Here is a 13,042-nt window from a genome sequence, read left to right as displayed (position 1 = left end):
CTAGTGCGAGAAATCTCGGCGCCTCAAGGCTCCGCCATATTCAGATTGTAGAACCGGGTCGTTCAGGTGCGCACTGGCTCAGGTGCGCCAGGGTGGTTCGGGGCTGGGGGTGTTGGCGCGGTGGGTGTGGGCGGGCCGCCAGGTTTGGGTGGGGTCCCAGAGTAGGGGTCCGCGTATTTGGGGTCGGCCGTTGATGATGCGGATGTTCCAGCCGTTGGTGTCGATGGTGTGGTGGTGGTACCNGTCGATGGTGTGGTGGTGGAACCAGCAGAGGAGGGTGCCGTTGTCGATGGTGGTGGGGCCGTGTTTGCGCCAGGGGATGACGTGGTGGGTTTCGCACCAGTGGGCGGGGGTGGTGCAGCCGGGGATGATGCAGCCTTCGTCGCGGGCACTGATCGCGGCTCGTTGTTTGGGGCTGAAGCAGCGCACTTTGTCGCTGAGGCGGAGGATGTCGCCGTTGGTGCCGATGATGACCTTTTGGGCGCCGCCGGAGCAGATGGTTTCTGTGACTCGGCGCATCGAGATGGGCGCTTCGATGCCGTCGATCCAGCCAACCCCGCGCTCCTGGTCGAGGTCGGTGGCGTTGACGTGGATCATGACGGTGGGGGCGGCGCCGCCCATGGTGGGGGTTTTCGGGTCGCGGGCGGCCGCTTCGAACACCGAGCGGAGGATGTCGGCGCGTTTTTCGCCGGCGGTGCGGCGATCGCCGTCGTAGCGGATGTCGCCGCTGAAGGGGTCGGCGCTGAACCGTTCACCATCTGCGTTCGGATCACTAACGTCGACGCCGTCCATCTCGCTGGGGTCGTCGCCGGATTCGGTGGGTTCGAACCGCGGTGTGCGAGACCGGGCCGACAGGTAGGTGTCGAAAAGGGTGTCCATGATGCCGCGTAGTTCGGGAGTGACGTCGGCGCGCAGCGGATAGAGGCCGTTGCGCAGCAGTCCGAACGTCAACGTGCTTGCGGCCTCGGTCACGTCGTCGGTGGGGGCAGTGCCGTCGGGGTCAAGGCGGGCTTGCCATTCCAAAGCTTGCGCCCGCAGCAGGTCGGGCGCGAAGCGGATGCCCGCGCCGGGCAGTCCGGCCGTTTCCGGGGTGATCGCACCGGTGGCGGTGGCGACGAGGGCGCGTTCGACGTGGTCGAGGTCGTCCTGCAGGACTTTGCCGTGCAGTGCGGTGAGGGTGGTGGCGATAATTTCGGCCGACTCCATCCCGAGCTCCCCGCTCTCCAGTGCGTCGGCGATGACCGGGTACCGCGCTGGCACGGGCAGGCCCATCGGGGTGCGTTCCACGACGGTCTCGCCGAGTTTCAGGCGGCGTTTGGCTTCGCGGCCGGAGATGCCGGCGAGTTGGGTGATGAACTCGACCCGGTTGCGGCATCCGTTTTTGTAGGCGAGCGAGCCGTTGCCGAGGTCGGTTTCGGCGCGCACACCAATGTCGGTGGTGGCCCGTAGCCTGACACCATCGACCCTGCGGCCCAAACCCTCAAGCGCTGCCAACACCGCGACAGCTTCGCTGTCGTCGAGGTACCCAAAGCGCACGCCGTCGAACGCCAGAGCCAGCATCGCAGCAGCCTGCGCAACTGCCGCAACCCGAGAACCCTCGGGTTGCGGCACAGAGCCGGCTGCGGCGGGCGGGGCGGTGAGGGTCATGGCGTCGGTGCCTCCTTCACCCCCAATTATAGCCTGAATCGACCACAAACACGATACAATCTCAGTAAAATGGTGACGTACATTCAAATTTTGTTCTGATCCGCGAGAGCGGGTAACGGCCACTTCGGCCCTCCTGAAGCAGCCGTATACCCGAAATAGCGAGCTGTAGGGCAAGGGGGTAGACGACCAATCTCCCCAATGGACCCATTATGGGCAAAGTTGCCCCTGAACTGGGGCCGCTATTTGAAGGGTCGCCAGCGGTGGGAGCGGGTCGCGCCTTTCCCCACCGCGATAACGTAAAGAGTCAGTCTCGTGCCGCGACTGCGGTGTGCCTCCACAAGGGCACGTTGAGATGACTGAGAACCGGGGGAGCCGCGCATACGTGACCAGCCTGACCGAAATTTTAATCGTGCACGGACTGCTCCCGACCGAGCAACTCGACACCGTACGTTTGAACGACCGCGCTGACGAAGCTATGGTGCGCAACCTGGTCGAGGTGGGCACGATCACCGAGCTGCAGTTCGCCAAAGCGCGCGCCGAGCAGAAAAACCTCCCGTTTGTCGAGCTGTTGGATTATCCAGTAGACCGGCTGGCCGTGGCCAAAGTTCCCGCCGCTGTCTGCCGTCGGGCCAACGTGCTGCCCATCGGCTTCGAAGACGGTCGTCTCGTGGTGGCTATGGTCAACCCCGGCGACGTATTCGCCGTGGACGACGTGCGCGAGGCTGCCCGCATGCGGGTCAGCCCGGTCGTCGTCGAGTCGTCCGATCTGCACGCGGCCATTGCACGCTACCATCGTGCCGATAACGAGCTGATCGATCTCAGCACCACACTCACTGCCGACAGTGATGAGCCCGACGACACCCCGACGCCGGCTGAAACGGATGACGCGGCACCGATCGTGCGCTTCGTCAACCTGTTGGTCAGCCAAGCGATTCAGGACAAAGCGTCGGATATTCACATTGAACCCGGCGAGAACGACGTGCGCGTGCGTTACCGCATCGACGGCGTGCTGCACGAGATGCAGAAGGCGCCGTCAACCATTGCCGGCGGCGTCACCTCGCGCATCAAGATCATGAGTGATCTCGATATTGCCGAGCGTCGTAAACCGCAGGACGGCCGCATGTCCGTGCACCACAACGGTCGCACGGTCGACCTGCGTGTTGCCATTCTGCCCACGGTCTGGGGTGAAAAGGTCGTTCTGCGAATTCTCGACAACGCGACCTCGTCGATGAGAATGGACGGCCTCAACCTGCTCACCGATAACTTCAACGAGTACGAGATGGCGTACACCAAGCCCTACGGCATGATCCTGGTCACCGGGCCGACAGGCTCGGGTAAGTCGACCACCCTCTACACAACCCTGCACGCTATCAACCGGCCAGAGATCAACGTGATCACGGTCGAGGACCCGGTCGAATACCGCATGCACGGTGTCAACCAGGTGCAGGTGAACCGCAAGGCGGGCCTCACCTTCGCCGTGGCGCTGCGTTCCATTCTGCGTGCAGACCCCGACGTAGTGCTGCTCGGTGAGATTCGCGACCCGGAGACCGCGAAGATCGCCATCGAGGCCTCGCTCACCGGTCACCTCGTACTGTCGACCCTGCACACCAATGACGCTCCAAGCGCCATGACCCGGCTGACCGAGATGGGCATCGAGCCGTTTCTGGTGGGTTCGGCATTGGACTGCGTTGTGGCACAGCGGCTCGCCCGGCGCCTGTGCGACCGCTGCAAGGTACCCGATGATCGCACCGACCTGGCCTATCTGGGTTTTGTGGTCAATCCCACGGTGGGCTACGTCTCGAACCGTTCCACGATCATGCCCGAGATCGGTCCGGCCGTTGACCCCACCACAACGGGCACCATCATCTACAAGCCCGCCGGGTGCGCGAGCTGCTCGCAAACGGGTTACCGCGGCCGACTCGGCATTCACGAGGTCATGACGGTGTCCGAAGAAATCGAGCGGCTTACCGTGGCTCGCGCCTCGAGCGCGCAGATCGGAGCCGCGGCACGCAAGCAGGGAATGGTCACCATGCGTGAAGACGGCTGGGCCAAGGTCGCCCTCGGGCTGACCTCGATCGACGAGGTGCTCCGTGTGGTTTCCTAGTTTCTGGGATGCCCCGGTTCGTCACCGTCAGACCCCGCAGGTATCGCAGTGACGTCGTCCGACTTCGGTTATGCCGTCCAGGAATCCGATGACACCGAATATGGGAAGCCGGTCGCTGACGTGCCCGCCTCTACCGTTGATATCCGTTCCAGGAGGCTTATGCGTTCCGAATCATCGACACAATTCAGCGCACCGACGCCCGATCCCGACCTGCTCAAGGCACTCCGGCTCGTGTTGGACGAGGGAGCGAGCGACCTGCACATTTCTGGCGGTGCACCGCCGAGCATGCGCGTTGACGGTTCCCTGCGGCCGATTCCCGGGTGGGATCGTTGGTCGCCCGAGAAGGTCGTCGCTGCTCTCAGCAGCATCCTGTCGCCCGTGCAGCGGAACGAATTTGATCAGGAGCTTGAGCTCGACTTCGCCCACACAGTGGAGGGCACCCGTTTTCGGGTCAACTTCTACCAGCAGCGCAACACGGTCGGTGGCGCCTTTCGCCTCATTCCGAATGAGATCAAATCGTTGGCCGAGCTGGGCATTCCGGAATCTGTTGCGCGGTTTGCACACCTGCCGCGAGGCCTCGTGCTGGTCACCGGCCCGACGGGCTCCGGTAAGACCACCACCCTGGCCGCAATGGTTGACCTGGTGAATCGCACCAGGGACGACCACATCGTGACGGTGGAGGACCCGATCGAGTTCATTCACGAGGGCAAGAAAGCGATGATCAGCCAGCGTGAAGTCGGGCAGGACACGCACAGTTTCGCATCCGCTCTCAAGCACGTGCTGCGCCAGGACCCCAACGTTATTCTGATCGGCGAGCTGCGTGACCTTGAGACGATCTCGGTCGCATTGACCGCCGCTGAGACCGGTCACCTCGTTTTTTCCACCCTGCATACCCAGGATGCGGCGCAGAGTATCGAGCGTATGATCGACGTTTTTTCGCCGCATCAGCAGGCGCAAGTGCGCACGCAGCTCGCGGCGACCCTGCGCGGGGTGGTCTGCCAGACCCTCGTGCGCAAGATCGGCGGCGGACGCGTGGTCGCGACCGAAATTCTGGTGACCACGGCAGCCATCGCGAACCTCGTGCGGGAGGGCAAGACGCACCAGATTGCTTCGGCGATGCAGTCGGGTCGATCGCTCGGCATGCACACCATGGACCAGCACCTGGCCGAACTCGTCAATGCCGGCCAGATCACCCGTGAGGCCGCCGAGGAGAAGGCAATGGACGTCGACGTGCTCAAGCAACTCGTGCACCGGGTTGATCCGACGAGCGCCCCGGCAAGCGATCTGAGCCATGGCGAAATTGACTTCAACGATTCATTTTCGCCCGGGAGGCGCTAGATGTCTTCCGAAACCTCGTTTAGCTACACCAGCCGGGATTCCCGCGACCGCGTAGTCAAAGGTCGTATGGACGCGGCGTCGGAGCGGGCAGCGCTTCTACAACTGCGCACCATGGGGCTCTCGCCCATTTCGATTGCGCCGGCCCGCAAGCTCACGGGGCTTCACGCGGATCTGAGCATCCCCGGGTTTCAGAAGCACATCGGCCTGACCGACCTCGCCGTGATGAGCCGCCAGATGGCGACCATGACCGCGGCCGGGCTGTCGCTGCTGCGCACACTGAATATTCTGTCGGAGCAGACCGAGAATAAGCAGCTCGCGCAGGTGCTCGCAGGCATTCGCAGCGACGTCGAGACCGGCGTGTCGCTCTCCGAGGCCTTCGATAAGCACGACGTGGTGTTTCCCCCGATTATGATCAACCTGGTGCGCGCGGGGGAGACCGGTGGTTTTCTCGAAGACGCCCTCAACTCCATCGCCGACAACTTCGAGTCAGAGATGAAGCTGCGCGACACGATCAAGAGCGCACTCGCCTACCCGGTGATCGTGCTGGTCATGGCACTTCTCGCCGTGGTGGGTATGCTCATCTTCATCGTTCCCGTGTTCGAGAAGATGTTCCAGGGTCTCGGTGGCGAACTGCCCGCGGCCACCAAGGTGCTCGTTGTGCTCTCCAACGGCATGATTTGGGTGGGCCCGGTGCTGCTCATTGCCGTCATCGTTTTCTCGTTGTGGTGGCGCAAAAACAAGCACACCCTGGCCGTGCGCCGCGTGGTCGACCCGTTCAAGCTCAAACTGCCCGTGTTCGGCCTGCTGCTCACCAAGCTTGCCATCGCACGGTTCAGCCGCAACTTCGCGACCATGATCGGCGCCGGTGTGCCCATGTTGCACTCGCTCAAGATTGTCGGCGAAACATCGGGCAACTGGGTCATCGAGTCAGCACTGGCCAAGGTGCAGGAATCAGTGAGTCAGGGCCGCTCCATTGCGGCGCCCCTCGCACTCGAGCCGGTCTTTCCGGCCATGGTCACGCAGATGATTGCCGTGGGAGAGGATGCCGGTGCGCTCGAGCAGATGCTCACCAAGATCGCCGATTTTTACGACCAGGAAGTGCAGTCGACCACCGAGCAGCTCACCGCGCTCATCGAGCCACTCATGATCGCCGTGATTGGCGTGATTATCGGGGGCATGGTCGTGGCGCTCTATCTGCCCATGTTCAGCGTTTTCGACTACGTCAATTAGTTGTCAGGAGGCACCGCCCCCGTTTGGGCTGCACTCCCACTGGGGGTAGGCGGTCCCCCTAAAAAACAACGGTTCGCAGCGGGGGCCAACCTAGGCTTAAAAGCGGTCAAGCCCACCACATTTCTCCCTGCTGAACCACGCAAAGGACACAGACATATGAACCGCTTCTTCACGACAGCCCTGGTCAACAAGCGCAAGGCCCTCGGCGAGAAGGAGAAGGGCTTCACGCTCATCGAGCTCCTCGTCGTGGTACTCATCCTCGGTGTTCTCGCCGCGATCGCCATCCCGATCTACCTCGGCCAGCAGGACGGCGCGAAGGAGCAGGCCGTGGCTGCATCGATCACCAACGCGAAGACCGCCGTTGTGGCCGAACTCGTTACCGGGAAGAAGAGTCTCGCCACGCTAGCGGCGAACTTCCCATCCGAGGTGACGGCGTATAGCGAAAGTGACGATGTCGCTGTATCTATGAGCGTTACGGGTGACACCTTTGTTATAACGGGTTTCTGGGTAAAGGCGGGCGACGCTACGACGACTACCGAAACGGCCAGCGCGAGCAACCACGCGCAGACAATCACTGAAGATGGAGCTGCCAAGCCTTGGAAAGCTGCTGAATAGTCAGGATTGACGATTCGACTCGAGCGGATTGTGCATCGACATCTGAGTCCGTCGTTCGTTATCTACACCGCAAGGAGGGCATGATGGTGACAGCCAGCAGTCATCCCATTATTCGCCCTCCCTACAACGCTGGATTCGGCATGATCGAGATTGTCGTCTCGATGATGTTGCTCTCGCTCCTGGCGATTGCGTTTCTACCCATGCTCGTCACGTCTTTAAGAGTATCTATCTCGAACGCGACCCTAACCACGGCGACGCAGCTTCTGTCTACGCAGATGTCTGAGCTCCGTGCCCTGGGCACGACGTGCGCTGCACTTGAGACCTACGGCAATAATCTTCCGTCCGAGGTCGATGCGGGAGCCCGTCGATTCTCGCAGACCATTGAGATTGACTGTTTGGCCAGCGACTACCCAGCGAAAGTGCCCGTGACAGTGTCCGTATCTGCAGGTGACCCGGTACCTACGCTCGCTGAAGCCACCACACTCATTTTCGTCACGGGTTAGAGCAACCTATGCCAACGATGCAACACAACAAGCGACGTGGCATTTCTCGGCTACACACTCGACTACGCGAGCGGCGCTCTCATGAGGCCGGCTACACCCTGGTCGAGGTTCTGATCTACTCCAGCTTGATGGTGCTCATTCTTACGCTCGCCGGCGGTATTTTACTCAACGCCATGGAGTCCGAACAAAAGGTTCTCTTCAGCGCTGAAGCCAATGGCGCTAGCCAACTCATTGCTACTTCGATATCGTCCGGGATGCGCAATGCCACCCAGCTCGACCTGCCAGGCAGCACCGACGGCCCCAATGATCAACTGCTTATACTCACCACGGTGAGCACGAGCAGCGACCCGGCCGACACCGCCGCAGACCGTGTCTGTCAGGCGTGGTTCTACACAGAAGCCAACGGCGGAGCGATGTACTACCACCGTGGGGCGCCACCGCAGGCAATCGTGGCTCCAAGTGCTGACGACACAGAAGGCTGGACCCTGCTCGGATCCGGCTTGTCGGCGACTGGTCAGCCAATTTTCTCGAACGCAGTCGAAGACAACCCGGCGATTACCCTCAACTTTGCAATCAACGCCGACGGCGACAGTAGCCCAGCGTTAATCTCAACCTCGTTCAAGTCCCGTCAGGGCGATGCAACGGAGACGCAAACATGTTTCTGAGATATTCTGCACGCGCACGCTCTAATTATGAGCGTGGCAGCAGCTTGCTTGCTGTCATTGGTCTCATGGGAGTGGCGGCGATTGCCACCCTCGCCATTGCCGGCTCGACCATGAATTCTCTCGGAGTCAGCAGTGCCGCCCGCGCCGGGGTCCAGGCCCAGGCCGCGGCCGAAGCTGGCATCGATGCGGCCCTGCTCAATCTGACCAAAAAAACGTGTGTGGACGGGAAAATATCATCCACCACCGATCCGGTGTTTGAAGCGTTCATTACCCTGTCCTCTAACGGTACCGATTTCGAGGACGACACACCCAGCTGTCCCGACGACAGCACGAAGCGACTCAAAATCGTATCTACCGGCCATGCCAGCCAACTCGGTCAGGCCGGAAACAAAAGTGGCAATGAGCGCAAGGTCGAGGCCATCTATGACTTCGACGCGGCGACCACTGAAACTCCCGCGACGGGTCTGGATACAGCGATGTATTCTTACAAAAACGGCGGTTTTGGAGGGTCAAGCCAACTGCACTGGAAGGACACTGACGTCGCGACCGACGTCAGTGTTGTCCCGAACGCCGCTCGACCCGTCGTGCACATAAAGACCGGAAATGCATCCTGTGGATCTCCGGCTGCTTCGTCAGCCATTATCGAAGCCGACATTGTTGTTGAAGAGGGCTCTTTTCTTGGTGGTGGCTCGTGCATAATCTCCGGAAACGTTCGAGCGGATGGTGACTTAAGTCTTTCGGGTACGGCGCAGATTTTCGGTAGCGCGTGGGCGACCGGTCTTTCCACGGTCGGAGCGGACTCGTGGATTCACAATGATTTGACCACAAAAGCGTTTGCCGGTAAGTCAACCCGAGTTAAGAAGATATTGACAATCGATGGCGATGGAATCGATCCACCCATTCGAATGGCAACAGAAGTTCCGGACTGGGTCGATATCGACTATGTTCCTTCGGATTGGACTAAGCAGGGATTCACGATTATTGAAGTGTCTAAGGGCTGCAATATGCAGGCAATTCAAGAAGTCTTGACACCGCCGAGTGGGGCCGCGCCCGTGGGGCCAGTGGTCATCAACGCCATCGAATGTTCCGCCGGAATCAAGATCAAAGAAAACACGACCCATCTTGTGCTTCCAAATGATTTGGCAATTTTTGCCTCCAGCTTTGACATCGGTCTGAACGCGCAGGTTGATGGAGTCGGCAGCGATCGAAAATTGTGGCTCATAACGCCAGACGACACTCCAAACAAACTACCCACATGCAAGAACGCGAGCTATAACTCAAGCGTGAGTCAATCGTTCATTGTGAACACCACAGTCACGGCTATGCTGTACTCGCCGTGTCACATAAAGGTGGGAACCGGCGATGGTCACTCTGCGCAATGGCATGGACAGTTTTATGGGGGTGAGGTGTCCTTCACTGGTTCCAGCCAACTCAACTTTGCGGCGATCGGCATTCCCGGTACCGCCCTGACCAGCGGCGAAACTCCCGGCAGTGCCGCGGCCGAAGCCAAGCTCGGCGACCGCATTTCGATTCGAGACGTGAATGTTCGAGACCTGAATGGCTAGCACCATTGCCGGGCTATTCGGCATCCTGGGCGCCATCATCGGTTCCTTCCTCAACGTGGTGATCTACCGCATACCGGCCGGCCGCTCCATCGTCTCTCCGCCGAGTTCGTGTAGCAGCTGCGGCGCGCGCATTCGGCCGTACGACAACATTCCGGTATTGAGTTGGTTCGTGCTGCGCGGCGAATGTCGTGATTGCCGGGCGCCGATTTCGCCCCGTTACCCCGCGGTGGAACTTGGCACCGGAGTCTTCTTCGCGATCGTGGCTCTCTGGGTGTTCTCGACCGCCGGTTCTGGCTGGGCGGCCGTCACTGCCAACGACAACACCCTCGCCACTCAGCTCATCGTGCTCGTGGCGTTCCTCTATTTGGCGGCGATCAGCGTTGCCCTGGCCATGATCGACCTCGACACGCACACCCTGCCAAACAAGATTCTGCTGCCGGCCTACCCGGTGGCTGCCGTGTTGCTCACTGCGGCCGCCCTTGTGGCGGGCGAACCGGGTCGCCTGCTGACCACCCTTATTGGAGCGGGGGCGCTGTTCGGCCTCTACCTGGCCCTGGCGCTGATCAGCCCCGGCGGCATGGGGCTCGGTGACGTGAAACTTGCCGGGCTGCTCGGCCTTTACCTCGGCTATCTGGGGTGGGGGCCCTTGATCGTGGGGGCGTTCGGAGCCTTTCTGCTCGGCGGCGTGTTCGGGCTCCTTCTGCTCGCTACTCGTAAGGCTAAACGCCGCAGTGGCATTCCGTTCGGCCCGTGGATGCTGCTGGCCGCCTGGCTTGGCGTCTTCTTCGGCGACCAGATAGCCATCGGCTACCTCACGCTTTACGGCCTCGCCTAATCGGCGGGTGTCACGACCCGGCCCGCTCTTCGACCACCGCTTATGAACCGAATTCTTACTGGGGGAAACAAATGACGACACGTGTGGTCGGACTCGACATCGGCACCACCGCCGTGCGCGCCGTAGAGATGCGGGATGCCGAAACGGACCATCCCGTGCTCGTGCGCTGCTACGAAGAGCCGCTGCCCTTTGGCGCGGTCAGCCGCGGTGAGGTACTGGAACCGACTGTCGTCGCCGCGGCGCTGAAACGGATGTGGTCGAGCGGCGGATTCACGACCAAAGACGTCGTGCTCGGCATGGGCTATCACCGCATGGTCGTGCGCAACCTGACCGTGCCCAAGATGTCGCTGCGCCGCATTCGCGAGTCGCTGCCATTTCAGGTGCAGGACCTGCTGTCGTTTCCCACCGCCGAGGCGCTGCTCGACTTCTACCCCATTGCCGAGGTCGACGGCGAGGGGGAGGCTGACCCGCAAATTGCCGGGCTGCTGATCGCAGCCATGAAAGGCGTCGTGCAGTCGCACATCAAGGCCGCCCGGCTTGCCGGACTGCGCACGATCAACGTTGACATCATGTCGTTCGCACGCAGTCGTGCGATTCACCGTGCAGTGACCGCCCCCGAGGTGATCGTGCAGATTGATATCGGTGGCGGCTCGTCGAGCGTGCTGATCTCGTCGAACGCCGTGCCGCAATTCGTGCGCGTGATTCCTTCCGGCGGCAATCAGCTCACCAAGGCGCTGCGCGTGCGTCTCGACCTCGATGAAGAGGCGGCGGAGTTGCTTAAGAGGCGGGTGGGCCTAGTGGATGAGGCTGCACCAGAAGATGAAATAGCCGCCACGATCATTCGGGAGATCACCTCGGAACTGCTCGAAAGCCTGCGCAACACCGTTGCCTACTTCACGAACAGCCGTCCGGAACTACCCATCGGACGCATCGTGCTCATGGGCGGGGGCGCGCGGCTCGAAGGCTTCGGTACTGCGCTCAGCGCGCTGACCAGTTTTCCGGTGGTTGCAGCGAAACCGTCCGGCGCACTCGAACTCGGACCCGATGTCAATCAGCAAGATCTCGACAACTCCCAGGGCACGTTCGTTGCTGCGCTTGGCCTCGCACTAGGGAGCAAGGCATGAGACGCACAACGGATGGCCATGAGCTGGTCCTCGGCGGGGAGCCACGCGCAGACCTGCTTCCCCCCGAACTCAAGGCCGCCCGTCAGGGCCGGGTGCTGCGCCGAATCATGTCAATCGTTGCAGCCGGCATCGTGCTGGTCGTTATTGCCGCTGTCGCGACCGTGTCCCTTCAAGCCGGGCGGGCACAAAACCGGCTTGCCGCCGCCGAGGCGCGCACCACAGAATTGTTGCAGGAGTCCGCAAAATACTCGGAGGTTCGCAACGTTCAAAACCAAATAGAAATGACAACGGCTGCGCGGCAGCTGGCTGCTGAAACCGAGGTTGATTGGCGTGCTTACATGGTGGCCGTACGAGCAAGTCTGCCGTCCGACGTCACCATTGAGGCCATTGCGGTCGGTTCCGGTACGCCGTGGGCGGAATACGAGCAAAGCAGCGTTCCCTTATATAACCCGCGTGTTGCCAGTCTGACGCTGAGCTTAACCAGCCCGACGTTACCAGCCGTTCCCATGTGGTTGACGAACCTGCGCACGCTGCCCGGCTACGCCGATGCCCACCCCGGTTCGGTGACCCGCACCCAAACCGGTCAATACGTCGTCGAAATGGTCATCAATATCAATGAAAATGCGCGATCAAATCGCATCGGGGGACAGTGACACTATGACTCGCAACAGGTTATTCGGCGCCGTGCTGATCTTGATCGTCGGCGCTTCGGTGGTTCTCGGCGGCATGCTCGGGACCGCTCCAAAACTGGACGAGATTCAGTCCGCAAAGGCACAGCGCGAGGTCATACTGACGCAGAATACTCAACACGCAGCCGATCTGATCGTTCTCAAACGGGACTTTGCCGGAATCGCGGAACTTCGCACCTACCTCGCCACCCTGCAGAGCGGGGTACCAGTCGATGCCGGAATTCCCGACTTTTTGGATGAGCTCGAAATCATTGCCCGCCAGAACAGCGTGACACTGAATTCGCTGGTCATCAGCGACGCGGTTGCTTTTCAGCCCGCCGCGGAAGTCGCCGCCGACAGCGCTGCGGCGGAGGCAGGAACGGGCACGGATTCCGCAGCCGTCGCATCCGCTGTTCCCGCGGCATCATCGGTGCTCAACCCGGAAAACTATCTGGCGGTAACCGTTACCCTGACAATCGCCGGTGCTCACAGCAATCTCTTCGACTTCGTGGCCGGCCTTCAGCACGGCGAGCGGAGCATCGCGATTTCCACGGTGGCGACCGATACCGGTGAGGGAGCGATCGTGAACAAAATGACCGTTCTCGGCACGATCTACGTTCTGCTGGATCCAACCGGCGTGACGCTCGGCCGGTAAACGGCACACCCCCAGATCGCGGGCTACCGCCGCGTAGGGAGCTTCAATAGCGTTGCGCCTGACGTAGGCCCCTTGCGAATAAGACTTACCCTG

Annotated in this window: 12 protein-coding genes; 11 read left to right on the top strand and 1 reads right to left on the bottom strand. The window is 61.2% G+C overall.

Annotated elements, in window-relative coordinates; translation table 11 throughout:
• Positions 1-78: 78 nt before the first annotated feature.
• Positions 79-1,647, bottom strand: coding sequence for an HNH endonuclease signature motif containing protein (locus CXY70_RS16620; protein WP_104193422.1), 1,569 nt, complete (start codon positions 1,645-1,647; stop codon positions 79-81).
• Between the two features lie 382 nt (positions 1,648-2,029).
• On the opposite strand from CXY70_RS16620, the gene CXY70_RS16615 reads away from it, so the two are divergent.
• The 11 genes from CXY70_RS16615 to CXY70_RS16565 all read left to right on the top strand — a co-directional run bounded on the left by CXY70_RS16615 (position 2,030) and on the right by CXY70_RS16565 (position 12,949).
• Entirely contained in the window at positions 2,030-3,751 is a 1,722-nt protein-coding gene (locus tag CXY70_RS16615) for a GspE/PulE family protein (RefSeq protein ID WP_104193579.1), read from the top strand.
• Between the two features lie 159 nt (positions 3,752-3,910).
• Positions 3,911-5,089, top strand: a complete 1,179-nt coding sequence (locus CXY70_RS16610) for a type IV pilus twitching motility protein PilT (RefSeq protein ID WP_104193421.1) — start codon at positions 3,911-3,913, stop codon at positions 5,087-5,089.
• Entirely contained in the window at positions 5,090-6,319 is a 1,230-nt protein-coding gene (locus CXY70_RS16605; RefSeq protein WP_104193420.1) for a type II secretion system F family protein, read from the top strand.
• Between the two features lie 156 nt (positions 6,320-6,475).
• Positions 6,476-6,934: a prepilin-type N-terminal cleavage/methylation domain-containing protein gene (locus CXY70_RS16600; RefSeq protein ID WP_104193419.1), complete on the top strand. Its 459-nt coding sequence runs from the start codon at positions 6,476-6,478 to the stop codon at positions 6,932-6,934.
• Positions 6,935-7,014: 80 nt separating this feature from the next.
• Complete coding sequence (locus CXY70_RS16595; RefSeq protein WP_146066169.1) at positions 7,015-7,437, top strand: prepilin-type N-terminal cleavage/methylation domain-containing protein; 423 nt, start codon at positions 7,015-7,017, stop codon at positions 7,435-7,437.
• A gap of 128 nt (positions 7,438-7,565) precedes the next feature.
• The gene (locus tag CXY70_RS16590; RefSeq protein WP_146066168.1) at positions 7,566-8,102 is read left to right on the top strand and encodes a hypothetical protein; all 537 of its coding nucleotides are present in this window, start codon (positions 7,566-7,568) and stop codon (positions 8,100-8,102) included.
• Complete coding sequence (locus CXY70_RS16585; protein WP_146066167.1) at positions 8,093-9,667, top strand: hypothetical protein; 1,575 nt, start codon at positions 8,093-8,095, stop codon at positions 9,665-9,667. The genes CXY70_RS16590 and CXY70_RS16585 overlap by 10 nt, the downstream gene beginning before the upstream one ends.
• On the top strand, positions 9,660-10,502 hold the full coding sequence (locus tag CXY70_RS16580) for an A24 family peptidase (protein ID WP_104193415.1): 843 nt from the start codon (positions 9,660-9,662) through the stop codon (positions 10,500-10,502). The genes CXY70_RS16585 and CXY70_RS16580 overlap by 8 nt, the downstream gene beginning before the upstream one ends.
• A gap of 71 nt (positions 10,503-10,573) precedes the next feature.
• A complete protein-coding gene (gene pilM, locus CXY70_RS16575; protein ID WP_104193414.1) occupies positions 10,574-11,626 on the top strand; it encodes a type IV pilus assembly protein PilM in 1,053 nt (350 codons plus the stop codon).
• Positions 11,623-12,279 (top strand): hypothetical protein, encoded by a 657-nt coding sequence (locus CXY70_RS16570; RefSeq protein ID WP_104193413.1) that lies wholly within the window; start codon positions 11,623-11,625, stop codon positions 12,277-12,279. Before pilM ends, CXY70_RS16570 begins: the two co-directional genes overlap by 4 nt.
• 4 nt (positions 12,280-12,283) lie before the next feature.
• Positions 12,284-12,949, top strand: a complete 666-nt coding sequence (locus CXY70_RS16565; protein WP_104193412.1) for a hypothetical protein — start codon at positions 12,284-12,286, stop codon at positions 12,947-12,949.
• The last annotated feature ends 93 nt before the right edge of the window (positions 12,950-13,042 follow it).

Origin of the sequence: Cryobacterium sp. Y82, from assembly GCF_002929495.1 — a bacterium.
GTDB lineage: Bacteria > Actinomycetota > Actinomycetes > Actinomycetales > Microbacteriaceae > Cryobacterium > Cryobacterium serini.
Note: the sequence above shows the minus strand (reverse complement) of the source record. Positions and strands in the feature narration are given on the sequence as shown.

Coding starts and splice junctions, on each gene's coding strand:
- CXY70_RS16610 (WP_104193421.1), top strand. CDS start 3,911: ATGCGTTCCGAATCATCGACACAATTCAGCGCACCGACGCCCGATCCC.
- CXY70_RS16605 (WP_104193420.1), top strand. CDS start 5,090: ATGTCTTCCGAAACCTCGTTTAGCTACACCAGCCGGGATTCCCGCGAC.
- CXY70_RS16600 (WP_104193419.1), top strand. CDS start 6,476: ATGAACCGCTTCTTCACGACAGCCCTGGTCAACAAGCGCAAGGCCCTC.
- CXY70_RS16595 (WP_146066169.1), top strand. CDS start 7,015: ATGATGGTGACAGCCAGCAGTCATCCCATTATTCGCCCTCCCTACAAC.
- CXY70_RS16590 (WP_146066168.1), top strand. CDS start 7,566: ATGGTGCTCATTCTTACGCTCGCCGGCGGTATTTTACTCAACGCCATG.
- CXY70_RS16585 (WP_146066167.1), top strand. CDS start 8,093: ATGTTTCTGAGATATTCTGCACGCGCACGCTCTAATTATGAGCGTGGC.
- CXY70_RS16580 (WP_104193415.1), top strand. CDS start 9,660: ATGGCTAGCACCATTGCCGGGCTATTCGGCATCCTGGGCGCCATCATC.
- pilM (WP_104193414.1), top strand. CDS start 10,574: ATGACGACACGTGTGGTCGGACTCGACATCGGCACCACCGCCGTGCGC.
- CXY70_RS16570 (WP_104193413.1), top strand. CDS start 11,623: ATGAGACGCACAACGGATGGCCATGAGCTGGTCCTCGGCGGGGAGCCA.
- CXY70_RS16565 (WP_104193412.1), top strand. CDS start 12,284: ATGACTCGCAACAGGTTATTCGGCGCCGTGCTGATCTTGATCGTCGGC.